The organism is Geminicoccaceae bacterium (genome assembly GCA_020638465.1).
In the GTDB taxonomy this organism is placed as follows: domain Bacteria; phylum Pseudomonadota; class Alphaproteobacteria; order Geminicoccales; family Geminicoccaceae; genus JAGREO01.
Genome location: JACKIM010000001.1, coordinates 1,219,461 through 1,237,414, shown reverse-complemented (window position 1 = coordinate 1,237,414; position 17,954 = coordinate 1,219,461). Strand labels below are relative to the sequence as shown.

The 17,954-nt window shown below is 60.2% G+C and carries 18 protein-coding genes; 8 read left to right on the top strand and 10 right to left on the bottom strand.

Annotation, left to right across the window (positions count from 1 at the left end; genetic code table 11):
• Window positions 1–37: 37 nt before the first annotated feature.
• Window positions 38–808, bottom strand: a complete 771-nt coding sequence (locus H6851_05885) for an alpha/beta fold hydrolase (protein MCB9943138.1) — start codon at window positions 806–808, stop codon at window positions 38–40.
• 1,057 nt (window positions 809–1,865) lie between these two features.
• On the opposite strand from H6851_05885, the gene H6851_05880 reads away from it, so the two are divergent.
• Together H6851_05880 and H6851_05875 are read left to right on the top strand one after the other, a co-directional pair.
• Entirely contained in the window at window positions 1,866–2,891 is a 1,026-nt protein-coding gene (locus H6851_05880; GenBank protein MCB9943137.1) for an NAD(P)/FAD-dependent oxidoreductase, read from the top strand.
• A gap of 1 nt (window position 2,892) precedes the next feature.
• The gene (locus H6851_05875; GenBank protein MCB9943136.1) at window positions 2,893–3,207 is read left to right on the top strand and encodes a 2Fe-2S iron-sulfur cluster binding domain-containing protein; all 315 of its coding nucleotides are present in this window, start codon (window positions 2,893–2,895) and stop codon (window positions 3,205–3,207) included.
• Window positions 3,208–3,243: 36 nt separating this feature from the next.
• Here the strand turns inward: H6851_05875 and H6851_05870 are convergent, their stop codons facing one another.
• From H6851_05870 to H6851_05860, 3 genes are all read right to left on the bottom strand, one after another.
• Window positions 3,244–3,825 (bottom strand): pilus assembly protein, encoded by a 582-nt coding sequence (locus H6851_05870; GenBank protein MCB9943135.1) that lies wholly within the window; start codon window positions 3,823–3,825, stop codon window positions 3,244–3,246.
• Window positions 3,822–4,319, bottom strand: a complete 498-nt coding sequence (locus H6851_05865) for a pilus assembly protein (GenBank protein ID MCB9943134.1) — start codon at window positions 4,317–4,319, stop codon at window positions 3,822–3,824. The genes H6851_05870 and H6851_05865 overlap by 4 nt, the downstream gene beginning before the upstream one ends.
• 109 nt (window positions 4,320–4,428) lie before the next feature.
• Window positions 4,429–5,376 carry a hypothetical protein gene (locus tag H6851_05860; GenBank protein ID MCB9943133.1) on the bottom strand — a complete coding sequence of 316 codons (948 nt, stop codon included), beginning with the start codon at window positions 5,374–5,376 and terminating at the stop codon, window positions 4,429–4,431.
• A gap of 158 nt (window positions 5,377–5,534) precedes the next feature.
• Here H6851_05860 and H6851_05855 point away from each other — a divergent pair, with 158 nt between their 5' ends.
• On the top strand, window positions 5,535–6,320 hold the full coding sequence (locus H6851_05855; protein MCB9943132.1) for a hypothetical protein: 786 nt from the start codon (window positions 5,535–5,537) through the stop codon (window positions 6,318–6,320).
• A 15-nt stretch (window positions 6,321–6,335) separates the two neighbouring features.
• On the opposite strand, the gene H6851_05850 is transcribed toward H6851_05855, so the two are convergent.
• Window positions 6,336–6,998 carry a cation transporter gene (locus H6851_05850; GenBank protein ID MCB9943131.1) on the bottom strand — a complete coding sequence of 221 codons (663 nt, stop codon included), beginning with the start codon at window positions 6,996–6,998 and terminating at the stop codon, window positions 6,336–6,338.
• Between the two features lie 84 nt (window positions 6,999–7,082).
• Here H6851_05850 and H6851_05845 point away from each other — a divergent pair, with 84 nt between their 5' ends.
• The 3 genes from H6851_05845 to iolG all read left to right on the top strand — a co-directional run bounded on the left by H6851_05845 (window position 7,083) and on the right by iolG (window position 10,155).
• The gene (locus tag H6851_05845; GenBank protein ID MCB9943130.1) at window positions 7,083–7,535 is read left to right on the top strand and encodes a helix-turn-helix domain-containing protein; all 453 of its coding nucleotides are present in this window, start codon (window positions 7,083–7,085) and stop codon (window positions 7,533–7,535) included.
• Between the two features lie 174 nt (window positions 7,536–7,709).
• Complete coding sequence (locus tag H6851_05840; GenBank protein ID MCB9943129.1) at window positions 7,710–9,092, top strand: aminotransferase class III-fold pyridoxal phosphate-dependent enzyme; 1,383 nt, start codon at window positions 7,710–7,712, stop codon at window positions 9,090–9,092.
• A 64-nt stretch (window positions 9,093–9,156) separates the two neighbouring features.
• Window positions 9,157–10,155, top strand: coding sequence for an inositol 2-dehydrogenase (gene iolG / locus H6851_05835; GenBank protein MCB9943128.1), 999 nt, complete (start codon window positions 9,157–9,159; stop codon window positions 10,153–10,155).
• Here the strand turns inward: iolG and H6851_05830 are convergent.
• The 5 genes from H6851_05830 to H6851_05810 all read right to left on the bottom strand — a co-directional run bounded on the left by H6851_05830 (window position 10,110) and on the right by H6851_05810 (window position 15,622).
• The gene (locus H6851_05830) at window positions 10,110–10,625 is read right to left on the bottom strand and encodes a GtrA family protein (protein MCB9943127.1); all 516 of its coding nucleotides are present in this window, start codon (window positions 10,623–10,625) and stop codon (window positions 10,110–10,112) included. The genes iolG and H6851_05830 overlap by 46 nt on opposite strands.
• Before the next feature lie 314 nt (window positions 10,626–10,939).
• Window positions 10,940–12,271 carry an O-antigen ligase family protein gene (locus H6851_05825; protein ID MCB9943126.1) on the bottom strand — a complete coding sequence of 444 codons (1,332 nt, stop codon included), beginning with the start codon at window positions 12,269–12,271 and terminating at the stop codon, window positions 10,940–10,942.
• Window positions 12,272–12,701: 430 nt separating this feature from the next.
• Window positions 12,702–14,168, bottom strand: coding sequence for an NAD(P)(+) transhydrogenase (Re/Si-specific) subunit beta (locus H6851_05820; protein MCB9943125.1), 1,467 nt, complete (start codon window positions 14,166–14,168; stop codon window positions 12,702–12,704).
• Between the two features lie 13 nt (window positions 14,169–14,181).
• Window positions 14,182–14,469 carry an NAD(P) transhydrogenase subunit alpha gene (locus H6851_05815; GenBank protein MCB9943124.1) on the bottom strand — a complete coding sequence of 96 codons (288 nt, stop codon included), beginning with the start codon at window positions 14,467–14,469 and terminating at the stop codon, window positions 14,182–14,184.
• Window positions 14,470–14,494: 25 nt separating this feature from the next.
• Complete coding sequence (locus H6851_05810; GenBank protein MCB9943123.1) at window positions 14,495–15,622, bottom strand: Re/Si-specific NAD(P)(+) transhydrogenase subunit alpha; 1,128 nt, start codon at window positions 15,620–15,622, stop codon at window positions 14,495–14,497.
• Between the two features lie 272 nt (window positions 15,623–15,894).
• On the opposite strand from H6851_05810, the gene serS reads away from it, so the two are divergent.
• Together serS and surE are read left to right on the top strand one after the other, a co-directional pair.
• The gene (gene serS, locus H6851_05805; protein ID MCB9943122.1) at window positions 15,895–17,172 is read left to right on the top strand and encodes a serine--tRNA ligase; all 1,278 of its coding nucleotides are present in this window, start codon (window positions 15,895–15,897) and stop codon (window positions 17,170–17,172) included.
• Window positions 17,165–17,932, top strand: coding sequence for a 5'/3'-nucleotidase SurE (gene surE, locus H6851_05800; GenBank protein MCB9943121.1), 768 nt, complete (start codon window positions 17,165–17,167; stop codon window positions 17,930–17,932). Before serS ends, surE begins: the two co-directional genes overlap by 8 nt.
• Window positions 17,933–17,954 lie beyond the last annotated feature (22 nt).

The following is a 17,954-nucleotide window of genomic DNA, read 5'->3' as shown; positions in this document are numbered from 1 at the left end:
GCACCGAACGCTGCGGGATCGAAGATGGGGTCATCGTTCACAGGGTGTGATCCACTTCCTGCAGGAAGGCCATGACGAGTGCGTTGAAGGCACGGGGCTGTTCCAGATGGAGGAGGTGTCCGGCCCGCCGCACGACGGCGAACCGGGCGCCCTTGATGCGCCCGGCCATCCTTTCCATCATCGGCGCCGGTGCGGTGCGGTCCACGTCGCCCGCGAGCAACAGGGCCGGCATCCGATGGGATCCGAGGGACTCGCGCCGGTCGAAGGTGACGAGACATTCGAGCATCGCCCGATAGGTTGTCTCCGGCACCGCGCGCATGGCCGCCAGCGCCCGGCGAACCCCGTCCGGATCGGCATGGGTGCTCACCAGCGTCGTCACCAGGGCTGCCGCCAGGTCGTGCATGGTGATCCCGGCGTCGAGCGGTGCCAGCCTTTCGGCGAGGAAGCGCTGCCTGAACCTGTCGTCGCGACTGCCGAAGGCGGGGCTCGTTGCCGCCAGAATCATGGAACGAACCAGTTCGGGCGAGGTTGCCGCCAGTTCCTGCACGATCATGCCGCCGATCGAATGACCGAGGAAATGCGCCCGCTCGATCCCGAGTCGGCTCAGATCGCTCCTGAGCGTCGCCGCCAGCGATCTGAAATCGGGCGGTTCCACGAGCGGTGTTCCGCCATAACCCGGCATGTTCCATGCAAGACATCGATAACGGCCACCGAAGACCTCGATCTGCGGCCGGAAACTTTCTGCATTGCCGCCGATGCCATGCAGTAACACCAGCGGCGCCCCGTCGCCTTCGATCAACAGACTCATGCCGGCACTCCCACCTCCCCTGCGACATCATCACGACCGCCAGATCCTACCAGCGTTTCAAAGGGTTGGCGACATCCGCGCGCATCGCCGGGAAACGCCACACAAGGACGGGTCGACATTTAACGCTTTTGAGTATAAACTTCATTTTTTTATATTCTCAATAATTGAAATATTGAACCCGATCAAGTAACAATCGGAATCGGACAATGACAAGTAAGTATTTCGGGAAATTTCCTCCATTTGTGAGTATTGTCACTGCGCATCGTGTATCCAGGCGGCAAATTCATGATCGTCAGGATTTCTGGACGACACTGGATTTCGAGAGACAGTGGAGCCCACCCTTGCGGCGGTACCTATCGCGATGTTCCCGGATACGTGTTCTGCCACAGATTTGTGTCGGCATTGAGCCAGTAGGCTACCGTCAGAGGGCAAATCCCGGCAATGACCCACAGAGCCTGTTCTTCGCTTTGTGGGTCGCTTTTTTCCGCCCCGACGAACGACCGCGAGCATTCACGACAATTCAACGCGCATATTGCGGGCCATGAATAACACGATACTTTTGTTGATCATTTTAATTAACAAATTTTTTCTGTTAAATCACCTAAACATCGGATCATTCGGGACAATCATTCCCGATGTGAGAAAAATCACATATTGAAGAGCAAAACTCTCGTAAAGTTCAGTTGCTGAGGGCAACCATTTAGAGACTCGCGAAATTTTTTTCGCGGGTCTTTTTTTGGCCCGGTTTCCAGCGTCAGCGATGAAGAATTTATGCTCCTTTGTAACATAGATCAATCAAAACGTTAATAGCCTGCGGGTCGATCACGCATCTTCAACACGGGGCGCGGGCCTTGCTCCTGAAATGCCGGACGGGGCGCCGGAACACGCGCCACACCGCGACACTCCGGAAATCCCGGATTCATCCGTGGAAAATCAACCTGTTGACCTGATGGTGACAGTTGGGGACCCTCTTGCATGGTACACCATTTCTTGTGAGCAAGGTTCAGCGGTGCTACGCAGCATCCGCAAGAGGACAACGGTGTTAGGGACTGATCAGGTGCCAGACGTCACCAGGACCGATTTGGTCATTGTCGGAGCCGGGCCGGTAGGGCTTTTTGCCGTGTTCGAGGCGGGACTGCTCGGGCTGCAATGTCACCTTGTCGACAATCTCGACAAGATTGGCGGCCAGTGCGCGGAACTCTATCCCGAAAAGCCGATCTACGACATTCCGGGACTACCGGTCTGCACCGGCCAGGAACTGGTCGACCGGCTCATGCAGCAGGCCCAGCCGTTCAAGCCGGAGTTCCACCTGCAGCAGCAGGCCGAGGAACTGACCCGGCTCGACGACGGAGCTTGGCGGCTCAAGACCAGTGCCGGCAAGGTGTTCGAGGCGCCGGCCATTGTGCTGGCCGCCGGTGCCGGCAGCTTCGTGCCACGGCGCATTCCCCTGCCCGATGCGGACAGCTTCGAGGGAAAGTCCCTGTTCTATGCCGTTCGCCGCATGGAGGATTTCCGTGATCGGGATGTCGTGATCGCCGGTGGCGGCGATTCGGCCCTCGACTGGGCGCTCAACCTCCACCCCATCGCCCGCAGCGTCGCCATCGTCCACCGCCGCGACGAATTCCGCGCCGCGCCCGATTCCGTCGAGAAGATGCGCGCCCTGGTGGCCGCCGGGCAGATGAAGCTGGTGATCGGCCAGCTCTCCGCACTGGACGGCAGCCATGGCGAACTTTCCGGCCTGACCATCAAGGGCACCGACGGGGAACATGCCCTGCCCTGCAACCGCCTGCTCGCATTCTACGGCCTGAAGATGGAACTCGGCCCCATAGCCGAATGGGGCCTGAACATCGACCGCAATCACATCGAGGTCGAAACCAGCGCGTTCGAGACCAGCCAGCCCGGCCTGTTCGCCATCGGCGACATCTGCACCTATCCCGGGAAACTGCAGCTCATCCTTTCCGGCTTCCATGAAGCAGCACTGATGTGCCAGAAGGCGTTTGCTCTCTGCCGTCCCGAAAAGAAGCTCGTGTTCCGCTACACGACCTCAAGTACAGATCTCCACAAGAAACTGGGTATTGCCTAGCATGGCCAAGATTGTCGTCGTCGATCGCGATGGAAACGAAAGCGAAATCGAAGGGACCATCGGCTGGTCCGTCATGGAAGTCATACGCGACGCCAATCTGCCCATCGAGGCGGCCTGCGGCGGGTGCTGCGCATGCGCGACCTGCCATGTCTATGTCGATCCCGCGTGGCTGGCGAAACTGGACGAGCCCGACGCCGACGAGGAACTGATGCTCGACGAGGCCTTCGAGGTGCAGGACAACTCGCGCCTGTCCTGCCAGATCAAGCTCAGCGACGAACTCGACGGCATCAGGGTCACGCTCGCACCGGAATTCTGAGTACGGCGGGCAGCCGGACACGATCCGGCACCCCCATCATTCCAGCTCGACCGGTTCGTCGTTCTTCGGGTAGGCGAGGAAGGTGCGGCTGATGATGGTATCGGCGAGAAATCCGCCGCCGACGATGTCGTGATAGGCATAGGAGACATCGACGATCATGGCACTCTCGCCATTGTCGAGTGCGGCGGTGGCGAGCTTGTCATGCACCTCGGTGGGCACCGACGGCACGCCGTTGCCGCGCAGGACCCAGGCCTGCCAGTCCCTGACCGGCCTGCCGCCGCTCATCGTGACGGATTCGGCGAACACCTGGAGGCGTCTGGTGTCGAGATAGCCGCTCGCAGCCCTGATCGACTTCGCGAGGTCGGCGATGTCCTTCTGCGTGACGACCTCCAGGTCGCCGATGGCCACTGTCGTCGCGCCCGCGAGATCGCTCACCGCCCGGTCGGCACGCAGATAGGCGGACAGCTCGATCGTCCCCATCCCCAGGATCAGCATCACCGGGGCCACCAGCGCAAACTCGACGGCATTCGCACCGGACCGGCAATTCAGGAAGTGCCCGAACCCCAGGAGACCTGCCAGCCACCGGCCATGACGCCGGACATGCCGCTGGGCGGTCACGACTTGCCGGCCCGGCGAACGAAGCTGCCGGAGACAAGCTGGCCGCCGGCGGACGTGCCGAGATTGGCAAGGCGATGGACCGGGGTCAGCCCCTGCCAGGCGTAGCCGATCCTGACGACCAGGAGATCGCCGTCCTTCCCCGCCTTGAAGCCGTTGCTGCCTATGACCTTGTTCGAGATGTCGTCGATATCGCCGACCGGTCGGATATCGATCTTCATCTTGCCGTCGCAATCGAGGAAGGAGGCGAATTTCGTGCAGACGAAGGCGCGGGCCTGCGCCAGATCGGCCGGTGCCGTCTCGCTCCTGCGATAGGCCTGCGCCAGCCCGACGGAGGCATTCCCGATGACGACATCGGCAACCAGCATGCAGCCCAGCTCGATCATGAAGAACAGCAGCAGCAGGAAGGGACCGAGGACCAGTGCGAATTCCAGTGCGGCAATTCCACGCCTGTCATCGGCCAGCCGCGGCAGGGTCCGGACGGCACGGACAGTCACGCTGCCAGTGCATCGATCCAGACAGATCATACTGATCTGTCTGGATAAATTGATGCAAAAACAAGGAACTGTTGCTCGGATGAATGAACGAAGTGAATGCGTCCGAGCACTAGGGAGCATAATAGATCCGGATATTGTCGATCAGGCCGCCCGTCGTGTTCTCGACGCCGGCGGCCTTGAAGGTCAGGTGGTAGGTATCGGCGACGGTGATGCGCAGCGGTACGACCCGTTCCTCCCATTCCGAACTGAAGACCGCCTCGTCGATCAGATGCGTCTGGAGCGGTTCGCCATCGCGATCGAGGTAGACGTCGATGATGTTGTCGTCGACCCTGGCGGTTCGGCTCCGGTAGAGATAACGCAATTCGAAATATCCGACCCTGAACCTGATGTCGGTGGTGATGGCGGAGTTCGCACTCTTGCCCGGGTTCCCTATCCTCCATCCATACTCACTGTCCAGTTCGGCAAAGTTCACGCCTTCGAGTGCGGGCGTGACCGTACCGGCCTGGATTTCGAGGGCCGCACCGTCGGTGACCCGCCATGCAACCGTCTTCTGGACCACGGTCCAGGCCCGATATGCGAGGACGATGTCCTCGAACCCGTCCTGGAAGAGCAATGTTCCGGCCAGTGAAGCGGGAGTGGGCGCCAGACAGGTCCTGTGACTGTTCACACTGAGTTGCCTGACCCCCAGCAGGCGGGCGAAGCTTGCCGAGCCGGATGCGCTCGCATCCAGTTCCTGGTCGCCCGTTCCGCCGCTGATCCGCGCCGAGGGGCCCCAGGCCGATGCGCCGAGGGCCGCCGACTGGGCATTGAACTGCCTGAGGGCCGCGGACCTGCGCGTCTCGACGCCGGGATGGTCCCGATAGAACGATTCGTAGCGCTTGCAGGCGAGTTCGGTACTGTGCGCCAGTTCATATTCCGCGGTCGCCTGCCGCGACAGGTCTATGGCCAGGGCGCTGATGCCGAGAAAGGCCAGCATGGACAACGCCATGAACGCACCGATCGACCCCTGCTCATCTCGAACAATGGTAAGCGCTGACGGAACTCTGACCGGAGGCATGTTTACGCTCGCACAGCAACGGGATTACCGGAGCCAAGTATCGCCGGAAATTACTAACGAGGAGTGAATAAATGTAATTTATGCAAATCCGACAGGTCAATTTTCATAAGAAAAAATTCCTTGACTCTCGCACTGCCCTTGCATCATAACCTCCCCCCATGTCCCACACCTCTCCTACTCCCCCCATATTGCCGCGCAAACTCGCCGGCCGGGTCTTTCGCTGGGGCGCACCGCGGTTTTTGAAGGTGTGCTGGCTGGTGGCGACCGGGCGGCGCGGGGTGCTGGCGGGGCCGCAGGTCCGGCTTGATGTGGCGGAGGTCGACGGGCTGGAACATCTGCCGCATGTGGCGGGTGTCCTGTCGGCGATGCGGGCGGGACTATCCCCACATGGTGGTCATGGCCTTCGGGCGATCCTCCACCGTCTGCTGCTGTTCCACTCCCGCGACTGGTTCCGTCGGTTGCAGGACAACTCCCTGGCGCAATCCGTCGCCTCGGCGGATGGTGCCGAAAGGGCATGGCTGGATCGTGCCGGACGCAGGGGAATGGGGAATGTCATCACCTCGCTGCTGAAGTCGGTGGCCAGAGGGATCGACGTGCCGGATGTCTGCCCGGTGCCATGGTCGCTCACGAAGGACACTCCCGGAGCGGCGAAACCCGCAAGGGCGAGGAAATCCCGTGGCGAGGAGGAAAGGCTCCGCGCCAGGGGACGGTCCCGCCTGTTGAAAAGTCTCCACGAGCATATCCTCGACGCGATGATGACGACCCCGCAGTCGGGAGCGTTTGCCATCTTCGCGCCCGACGAGTTGCGCCTGATCCGCGCGCTCCCGCCCGGCGATTTCCCCGACCTGCCGCCGCCGCCCGTGCGGCCCGTGTCGGCGAGGCGGCCGCTGCCGGTCTGCAAACCCCACCCCGTGTTCGGAAAATCGCTCTCCGGCATCCCCTGACGCCTTCGCACGGGGTTATTTTACAGTGGAATCCATGAATATCTCTCCTTCCTGTCCCCGTGCGGGATCCAGCCGCCATTCACCCTGGGCCTGGCGGATGATCTGGATGGAGGACCAGAGGAACAGGCCGGCCATCATGGTGGCCACCAGCAGATCGGGCCAGCCGTGGCCGACGAATGTCACGGCACCTGCCGCAACCAGGACGGCGACATTGCCGATGGCATCATTGCGGCTGCAGAGCCAGACCGAACGGACATTGGCATCGCCGTCCTTGTAGCGCATGAGAATCAGTACGCTGGCGACGTTGGCGAGCAGCGCCATGACACCGACGATCCCCATCACCGGAGCGTCGGGAATGCCGGGCACCAGCACCCTGTAGAGGGTCGAGCCGAAGACCCAGAGACCCATGAGGAGCAGGCTGGACCCCTTGAGCAATGCCGCCGTTGCCCGCACGCGCAGCGATTTCCCCAACACCATGAGACTGATGCCATAGGTCAGCGAATCGGCCAGGAAGTCGAGGGCGTCGGCCTTGAGGGCCTGCGATTGCGACAGAGATCCCGCGGTCATCTCGACAAGGAACATCCCGGCATTGATGACGATCACGATCCATAGCGCGCGGCGGAACCCGGGCGAGGTGCCGTCGAATGTTCCGTGATCGTGTCCGCAGCATGCAGACATGGCCATCTCCCGCAGGTTCGAGAATCCGTTTTCACCTGTCCTTGTAATTCCTACAGTGACTGGAGGTTCAAGGGAGAAAATATCATGCCCCGCCATCTCACCATCGGGCGGATCGCCAGGGCGGCCGGCTGCAAGGTGCAGACCATCCGCTATTACGAGCAGATCGGCCTGCTCGACGAGCCGCCGAGATCGGAAGGCAACCAGCGGCTCTATGACGAATCGGCGGTAAGGCGCCTGACCTTCATCCGTCACGCGCGGGAGCTCGGCTTCCCGCTGCAGTCAGTGCGCGACCTGATCGGCCTGTCCGACCGGCCCGATCAGTCCTGCGAGGCCGTCGACGCCATCGCGAGCGCGCAGCTGAACGATGTCACAAGGCGCATCGGGCGGCTGGAAGCGCTGCGCCGCGAGCTTGAGCGCATGATCGAACAGTGCCGTGGCGGCCGGATCGCCGACTGCCGCGTGATGGAAGTGCTGGGCGATCACCAGCTCTGCGAGAATGGAGACCACGCGGCACCGGAGCACCCGGCATCCGGCTGACCGTGACGGGGACCGGACGGCCCCCGCTTTGCCGCAGCGGCGCGTGCCCGGGCTTTGTTCCGGAGAGCAAAAATACGGACGGCACGCATCCGTCGGCCTGCCACATTCGTTTGTCGGGCCGACGAGCGCTTGATATGCTGACACTCTGACAAGAATAAGGGCCGGAGCCGCATCATGACCATCGTACCCAATTCCCTGCAGGCACGTGACATCGCCTATCACATCCACCCCTACACGAATCTGCGCGCGCACGAGCAGCAGGGCCCGCTGGTCATCACGGGTGGCGAAGGCATCTATGTTCATGACGATGACGGCAAGCAATATATCGAGGGCCTGGCTGGCCTGTGGTGCACCTCGCTGGGCTTCTCCGAAAAGCGGCTGGCCGAGGCCGCCAGGGCGCAGATGGAGACGATGCCGTACACCCACACCTTTGCGCACCGCTCCTCCGCGCCGGTGATCGAACTGGCCGACATGCTGCTCGACCTTGCCCCCGATCCGCTGCGCAAGGCATTCTTCGTCAATTCCGGGTCCGAGGCCATCGACACCGCCATCAAGCTGATCTGGTATTACAACAATGCCCGCGGCAAGCCGGAGAAGAAGCGCATCATCGGCCGGCGCCGGGCCTATCACGGCATCACCTCGATGGCCGGACACCTGACCGGCCTTCCCTATGCCCGCGCGGGGTTCGACCTGCCGGTATCCGACCGGTTCTTCCACGTGACGCCGCCGTCGCATTACCGCGAGGGACATGAGGGCGAAGGCGAGGAAGCCTTTACCGACCGTCTCGCACAGGAAGTCGAGACCCTGATCCAGGCGCTCGGCCCGGATACGGTGGCAGCTTTCTTCGCCGAACCGGTCCAGGGTGCCGGAGGGGTGATCGTGCCGCCGGCGAGCTATTTCCCCAAGATCCAGAAGGTGTTGAAGAAATACGACGTGCTGATGGTGGCCGACGAGGTGATCTGCGGATTCTGCCGTACCGGCAACATGTTCGGCAGCGAGACCCTGTCGATCCAGCCCGACCTGATGACGGTCGCCAAGCAGCTGTCATCGGCCTACCTGCCGATTGCCGCCCTCCTGATGCGCGAGGAGTTCTACGACGTGCTGGCCGACCAGTCGGCGAAGCTCGGCGTGCTCGGCATGGGTTACACATATGGCGGACATCCCGTTTCGGCAGCAGTCGCCAAACGTACACTAGAAATCTACGAGGAGGACGGAACCCTCGATCATGTGCGTGCGGTCGCACCGCGCTTTCGCGCGGGCCTCGACCGCATGGCCGAGCATCCGCTGGTGGGCGAGGCGCGAGGCGTCGGATTGCTTGGCGGGCTCGAACTTGTGCGCGACAAGGCAACCCGCGAGCAATATCCGGTATCGGCCAAGGCCGCGCCCACGTTGGCGCAGAACTGCGTCGCCCATGGGCTGATCCTGCGGCCGCTGCCCGGCGATGCCATCGGCATCTGTCCGCCCCTGATCATCAAGGATGGGGAAATCGACGAGTTGTTCGACCGCCTGTGGAAAGCGCTCGATGACACCCTTCCCGCCATGCGCAATCCGGCATAAACAGAACGTACATTCCATAATACCATAATCATGGAATGTACGTTCTAATTCCAGAGGAGCCAACATGCTTCGCTTCGCTCTTTTCGGCGCCGGCCGCATCGGCCGCATGCATGCCGACAATCTTGCCGCCCATCCCGGGGCCGAACTGGCCTATGTCTACGATGTCGTCAGCGATTCCGCGAATGACTGCGCCAAAAGGCACGGTGCCACCGCGGCATCGTCGATCGACGACGCGCTGAACGACAAGACCGTCGATGCCGTCCTGATCGCATCCTCGACCGATACCCATGTCGACCTCATCGGCGCCGCAGCCAGGGCCGGCAAAGCCATCCTGTGCGAGAAGCCGGTCGATCTCGACATGGCCCGCGTCGATCGCTGCTGGAACGAGATCAAGGGACTCGATCCACGGGTGATGATAGGATTCAATCGGCGCTTCGATCCCTCGTTCAAGGCGGTACATGACGGCATACGCAGTGGCGAGATCGGCGAACTGCGTCAGTTGATCATCACCAGCCGCGACCCCGAGGTTCCGCCTGTCGCCTACATGAAGGTGGCTGGAGGCCTGTTGCGTGACATGACCATCCACGATTTCGACCTCGCCCGCTACATGCTGGGCGAGGAGCCGGTCAAGGTGACCTGTTTTGCCAACGCGCTGATCGCACAGGAGGTTCGCGACCTGAACGATCACGACACGGCGATGATCCTGCTCGAGACCGCATCCGGTGCACAGTGCTGCATCAACAACTACCGCAAGGCGGTCTACGGATACGACCAGAGGGTCGAGGCCATCGGTGCCACCGGCATGCTCAAGGCCGAAAACCGGCGCGGGACGGCTGTCGAGCGATGGAACGCGGAGCATACGGCGGCACGGGATCCCGTTCTCTATTTCTTCATCGAGCGCTACAGGGAAGCCTACAATGCGGAAATTCAGGCATTCATCGACGCCGTGGAGAAAGGCAGCGCCATGCCGGTGAGTTTCGAGGACGGCCGTCGGGCACTGGCGCTGGCCAATGCAGCCTACGACTCGCTCCATTCCGGCAAGGTCGTCGAAATCGGAGCCTGATGGCACTTATCGCCCGTTGTTGATGACTCCATGGGCCCACCCGCGCGATTCCCGCAAGATGGGCCCATCTTCCCCGCAGTCCGCGAGTGGCGTTGAGCGAAAACCCAGTAGCGCGACGCCGTGAAGTTCCAGATGAAGACGCCGCCGGTCGCACACAGTTGTGAGAAGAGATAGTGCGAACGATCGAACGTCTCGACCAGCGCGAAGATCGAGGCGTTGAGGACGAACCCGCAACCGGACACGAACACCGCCCGCAGGAGTGCTGTCCCCATCGGAGCGGAGCTCCGAAACACCAGGTTGTAGCGAATGAAGAAATTCAGCAGGGCGCAGATACAATAGGCGAGACTGGTTGCCACCAGCGGCATCAGCACATCCAGTTCAACCAGCCCGGTCAACAGCAGGAAATGCACTGCCGTCACGAAGAGCCCCCCGGCGAGGAATGCCACAAACTCCCGCAATGTTTCCTTCATGAGAGCCCTGAACTTGAAATGCGGGAAAACCCTACCGCGACGAACTGGCGTTTTAAAGAATAAATTACACATTAGATCGCAAAAATAACCTGTTGCAAATAACTCATAGTGTAACAGATCAATAAATGCCTCTTTTAAGTTGAATAATCAATTAATAGGCTATATCCGATATTTTACCCGGTCAAATGCCTACATTGTAACATTCAGGGAAACATGCGCAATCAACCTGGCCATATCATTCGAGTTGGCCGCCGCATCCCAGACAAGCCAAAAACTCCTTGCATCAAGGAACGACAGCCAAAGAGGAAGTTGCGTTACCTGATTGCGCCCGGAACAAGGGGATCGCTCCAGGTGGCCGGTGCATCCTGGCCAGACGGCGCCAGCGTGAGCATTCCTATCGATACGAACAGGAAGTCCATCAGGCAAATTTGCGTGCTGTACATTCCGGCCACCATTTTTGACAGGAACAGCATCATGATCGTCAGCATCAAGGGATCATTTCCAATAGTCGAAAAACCGATCTTATGGAGGGCCACGAACAGTATGAGACTGAACAACAACAGGCCAAAGATTCCACCATCCGTCAGAAGTTCGAGGACCATGTTATGCGGATGAGCTCCTTCCAGTTCGGCCGGGCGGCCATAGAGCGCAAAATCGGCGATGCCATTGCCGAATATCGGTGCCTGGAGCCAATGCAGGATGGCCTCGTGATAGTAGTTGAACCTGTTCGGTCCAAAAACGAGATCTGTATTCTCCGACTGTTCGTAGAGTTTCACAAATCTGCCAAAGGTTTCAATGTTGCCAACATTGATCACTATGTAGACTATCGTGAAAATTCCTATGATAAATACTGCAAAAAACAGAATATAGACCTTGTGGACAAGGATATGACCATTCTCGTCAATCTGGGGACGCAAGAACAGGATGATCGAGCAAAGACCTGCCAATGCGGAAAGTAGCGACCCGCGGCTTGTTCCAATGATAAGGAAGTAGAACGCAATTACAAAAAGAATGCCATAAGTGATCTGTCGGCTTGTGAACATTCTCGACAAGCAGAAAAACCCGAATGCGCCAACACAGCCATAGGCTACCGCATACCCCCAGCGATTGTAGACACGTATTCCCTTGGCGAAACCTTCATAAAACCGGAATGAACCGAAAACGTGATAAATGTATATTCCTGCTGAACCAATCACTACTGAAAACAGGATGACGAGATTGATGAAACGGGTACACCGCTCGCGGGACGTGGCGAGAACCGCCGTACCCGCGGTGATATTCCAGAACTGAAATGAAAAATAATACGTCAGATATTCCCTGGATAAGATTTTCGACCCTGACCACGTCGTACTGAGGAGAAGAAAGCTGATAAAGAGGAGATAAGCCCCGACCAGATATAATGACTGTACCCGGATGCCTTCCATGATTATCACACGGATACCGATAAGAATACTGATCCCCGCGAACACGATCGTTTCATCGACAGGAAGCGGTGGAAACGGTATCAGGAATTTCAGGGCATTTGAATAAAGATAAAGAACAAAATAGAATTCAAACGAGAAAATATAATCGAATACTACATCAAGCCCATACCAACCACGCCCCTGATTTTGGAACACATCGGATCTTGCAGAAACTGCCGACATCTTCAGCTACTCCCACCAAGGACATGGTGTTCCGGGCTCGCATAAAAGCTGCGCACCGAACAAGGATCCTCCTGGGATAAAGCTACCCACCTGACCCGCTTCACATTCGCAAAAGCCATCCCGACAGACCCGCAATGGAAAACCCCAGACATGCTCACGCCGCCGTCTCGCCCGGGCACCACACACTGACGCCCCTGCGCGACCTTGCGGCGGAGACGACCGGTCAACCCAACAAACAAGGTCATGCCCGAACAACAACCGCCGAAGCAAGTCACTTGCTTCGGCGGCAAGGATATCGATCATATCATGGCTACATCCGGTCAATGCAAGGGCACATGCCCCGGCCGCCAGATGATGCCTTCACTGCCATGCATCGGTAACACATGCGCATTACCAGACTGACCCTCTCGCGTCCGAAAGCGCTGACGGCCTAATCCATACCCTTCACGATTTCCTCGGTCATCTTCTTTGCATCGCCAAACAGCATCATGGTATTATCCTGATAGAACAGCGTGTTCTCGATGCCCGCATAGCCGGCGGCCATCGAACGCTTGACGAAGAAGACAGCCTTGGCCTTGTCGACATCGAGAACCGGCATGCCGAAAATCGGGCTCTGCGGATCATTCTTTGCAGCCGGATTGGTGATATCGTTCGCGCCGATGACATAGGCCACATCGGCCTGCTGGAAGTCGTTGTTGATGTCCTCCATCTCGTGGACGACATCGTAGGGAATATTGGCTTCGGCCAGCAACACATTCATGTGACCGGGCATGCGACCGGCTACCGGATGGATCGCGAAGCGCACATTCACGCCCTTCTTGGTCAACGTGTCGAACAATTCTCGCACCGCATGCTGTGCCTGCGCCACGGCCATGCCATAGCCGGGAACGATGATGACGTCCTGCGCATTCTCCATGATGAAGGCAGCATCGTCGGCACTCCCCGACTTGACGGTCCGATCGATGTCATCGTCTCCGGCCGCTCCGCCACTTTCGCCAAAGCCACCAAGGATGACCGAGATGAACGAACGGTTCATCGCCTTGCACATGATGTAGGAAAGGATGGCACCCGATGATCCGACCAGGGCACCCGTGACGATGAGCGCCGGATTCTGGAGCGTGAAGCCGATTCCCGCAGCGGCCCAGCCCGAGTAGGAATTGAGCATCGATACCACGACAGGCATGTCAGCGCCGCCGATCGGGATGATGAGCAGCACGCCTATCGCAAAGGCCATCAACGTCATGAGGAAGAAGGCAAAGCCGCTCACCGAGCTCATGAACCAGGCAAGCACCAGCACGATGAGCACGGCGATGGCGATATTGATGACATGGCGGGCGGGCAGCATGATCGGCTTGCTGCTCATGACCTTGGTGACCGGTCCCTTGAGCGGCCCCAGCGCGTTCTCGACAGCCGGAGGCAACTTGGCCTGCAGCTTGCCGAAGGCAATCACCGAGCCCGTGAAGGTAATGGCACCGATGATGGTCCCCAGCCCCATCTCAAGGAGCGAGAGGGCCTTGATGCTGTAGGGATCAGCCATATCCTTCAGGATGCCGAAATCACCCGGATTGAGGAAGGCGGCAGCCGCAACGAACACCGCAGCCAGGCCGACGAGTGAATGAAAGGCGGCCACCAGCTGGGGCATCGCCGTCATCTCGATCTTCCTGGCGACGACAAATCCGACGCCACCACCGATCGCAAGACCGGCAAGGATCAGCAGGTAGGTAGCGAAACCCGCATGCTGGAGCGACAGGATCGCGACGACGATGGCGATCGTCATGCCGATCATGCCGAAGCGGTTACCCGAACGGGAACTCGCGGGATGCGAGAGGCCGCGCAGGGCGAGAATGAAGCAGACGCCGGCGACGAGGTAGCCGATGGCGGCAAGATTGGCGCTCATGGTCCTGTTCCCCTCAACCGCGCTTCTTGAACATCGAAAGCATGCGGTTGGTGACGGCGAAGCCGCCGAAGATGTTCACCGCCGCGAGAATGACGGCAATGAAGCCGAAGAATGTCGCGGCAAAACTGTCGGCACCTGTCGAAATCAACGCACCGACAATGATCACCGAACTGATGGCGTTGGTCACGCTCATCAGCGGCGTATGCAATGCGGGGGTCACCGACCAGACCACATAGTAACCGACGAATATCGCCAGCACGAAAATGATGAGATTGAAAATCCCGGGATCGATGGCATGCATGGTTCTGTTTCTCCGTCCGGGCGTTTCAGCTCTTGAGATTGGGATGCACGACGGCACCGTCACGGGTCAGCATCGTGCCCGCGACCAGTTCGTCCTCGGCATTGATCTTCAACTCCGGACCGTTGTCGCCCTTGTTCACCAGCAACGAGACGAAATTGAGAAGGTTCTTGGCGAACAGCACGGATGAGGCCGGAGCGAGCCTGGCCGGAAGGTTGCGGGCACCGACGATCAGGACACCGCCACCGGTCGTCACCATCTCGCCGGGCTTGCTGCCCTCGACATTGCCACCGGTCTCGGCGGCCAGATCGAAGAGCACGGAGCCCCGCTTCATCGAATCGACCATGGAACCGGTCACGATCCGCGGTGCCTGCCGGCCCGGAATCTGGGCGGTGGTAATGACGATGTCCTGCCCCTTGATGTGGTCGGACACCATCTCGGCCTGCTTCTTCTGCTCCTCGGGCGTCAACGCGCGGGCATAGCCGCCCTTGGTCGCTGCATCGTCCGGAATGAAACCGACGAACTTTGCACCCAGCGATTCGATCTCACCGCGGGAGGCCGGCCGCACATCGGTCGCCGTCACGACCGCCCCCATGCGCCGCGCCGTGGCGATCGCCTGCAGGCCGGCCACGCCGGCACCAATGATGAAGATCTTGGCCGGGGTCACCGTGCCGGCCGCCGTCATCATCATCGGCAGCACGCGGTTATACGCCGCCATCGCGTCGATGACCGCCTTGTAACCGGCAAGGTTGGCCTGCGAGGACAGGATATCCATCGCCTGCGCCCGCGTCGTGCGCGGCAGCAGCTCCATGGAGAACGCGGCCACGCCCTTGTCGGCATAGGCCTGCACCTGCTCGCGGTGCGGATAGGGATCGAGCGCTCCGACCAATACCTGCTCCTTCTTCAGGAGGCTCATTTCCTCATCAGTCGGACGTTGCACTTTCAAGACAATGTCGGCGTCAAAGACTGCCTTCGCATCATCCACCAACCTTGCCCCGGCCTTCTCGAAGGCCTCGTCGGCAATGCCGGAAGCCGTTCCGGCACCGCGCTGCACCAACACTTCGAGCCCGAGGCCGGCGTAACGCTTGACCGTATCGGCCGATGCGGCGACACGTTCTTCGCCATCCCGGGTTTCCGTCGCGATTCCAAGCTTCATCGACCGTTGAAACTCCCCTGTTCCGGTAACGGCTGACTGCAGCCCGCGGACTCATGTTCAGCCTGTTCCTGTTCCGCTCTCGGCGTCATCGGTTGGCCTTCTATTAGGCGAGACTGTCCCGCCGCGCAACGGCCAGCAAGCAAACCGCCCGCCCGGACCGATGGCGCCGATGCGGGTTGACACTTTCATCCGAGGCATCCGGTTGCAGCACCTGCAATGGCACTTTATGACGTCAGCTCCGAACTGGAACTTCAGTGTGAAAGCAGCGAGCAATGCACGATCTGCGGTGGTTGCGCGAAAATCCGGACGCATTCGACCAAGGCATGAAACGACGTGGTCTGTCGCCGATGGCCGCCGAAATCCTCGAACTCGACAAGGAAAAGCGCGGTGTCGAGACGAAGGTGCAGGAGGAACAGTCGGACCGCAATCGCCTGTCGAGGGAAATCGGCCAAAGGCGCGGCCCTGACGGCAAGCCGCCGCAGGATCTGATCGACCAGGTTGCGGCTCTCAAGGACAGCCTGAAAGCCGGCGAAGCACGACTGAAAGAGCTTGAGGAAGAGCTGACAGCAAGGTTGTCCGCCCTGCCCAATCTCTTGGCCGACGATGTTCCGGACGGCGCCTCCGACGTCGACAACCGGGAGGAACGCAGGTGGGGAGAACCTCGCAGTTTCGCATTCGAGCCGAGGGAGCATGACGAGATCGGTCCGGCACTGGGCATGGATCTGGAACGGGCAGCGAAAATGTCCGGTTCGCGGTTCGTCGTGCTCAAGGGTCAGCTGGCGCGTCTGGAACGGGCGATTGCCCAGTTCATGCTCGATGTACAGACGGGCGAGCACGGCTATACGGAAATCTCGCCACCGCTGCTCGTGCGCGACCAGGCCGTCTATGGCACCAACCAGTTGCCGAAATTCGCCGAAGACCTGTTTCGGACCACAGATGGGCGCTGGCTGATTCCGACTGCGGAAGTGGTGCTGACCAATCTGGTTGCTGGCGAAATCATCGATGCCGCCGAGCTTCCCTATCGCTTCACGGCGTCGACCCATTGCTTCCGGTCCGAGGCGGGAGCCGCCGGCAAGGACACGCGCGGCATGATTCGCCAGCATCAGTTCCAGAAGGTGGAACTTGTCAGCATCACCGTGCCCGAGCAATCCGAGGATGAACATGCGCGGATGACCGGTTGCGCCGAGGTCATCCTGCAACGTCTGGGCCTGCCGTATCGGGTGATGACGCTCTGCTCCGGCGATACCGGCTTCGGCGCGCGCAAGACCCATGACCTGGAAGTCTGGCTGCCGGGGCAGGATGCCTATCGCGAGATTTCCTCCTGTTCGAATTGCGGAGATTTCCAGGCGCGGCGAATGAACGCGCGTTGCCGGACGAAAGGCGAGAAGTCGACCCGTTTCGTTCATACGCTCAACGGATCCGGCCTTGCGGTCGGCCGCACGCTGGTGGCCGTCATCGAAAACTATCAGGAAGCCGATGGCTCGGTGACGATTCCCGAAGCCCTGCGCGCTTACACGGGCGGTATGGAAAGGTTGGTCCCCAATGGCTGAACTGAAAAGGATCCTCGTCAGCAATGACGACGGCATCAATGCGAACGGCATCAAGGTGCTTGAGCGGGTTGCCCTCGAACTGGCTGACGAAGTGTGGCTGGTCGCCCCGGAACACAACCAGAGCGGTGCCGGCCATTCGCTCACCCTGCGCCGGCCACTGAGAATCCGCGAGGTCACGGAGCGTCACCGTGCCGTCGACGGCACGCCCACCGATTGTGTCCTGGTAGCCCTGCATCAGGTGTTGAAGAACAAGCCGATCGATCTGGTGCTGTCGGGAGTCAATCACGGCGGCAACCTCGCCGAGGATATGACCTACTCCGGTACTATCGCCGCAGCCATGGAAGCGACCTTGCTCGGTCATCGGGCGATCGCGCTGTCGCAGGTCTGCCAGGACCGTACCCCGGTGAAGTGGCAGACCGCCGAGCGGTGGGCGCCCGAGGTCATCCGCCGCTGCCTGGAGATCGGCTGGCCGGAGGATACACTCATCAACGTGAACTTCCCCGACCGTGAACCTGATGAGGTCAGGGGGCTTCGCGCCACAAGGCAGGGGCGGCGCGACATCGGGGAGGACCTGATCGAGCGCATCGATCCGCGTGGCGAACCCTATATCTGGGTAGGGGCCCTGCGCGGTGCCGACCGCCATTGCAAGGGATCGGATCTGGCGGCCGTCAATGACGGCTTCGTGTCGGTCACCCCGATCCACCTCGACATGACCCATCACGGCTGTTTCGAACATCTCACCCGATTGAACTCTGGCTGAACGCGATATCCACCGGTTCAAT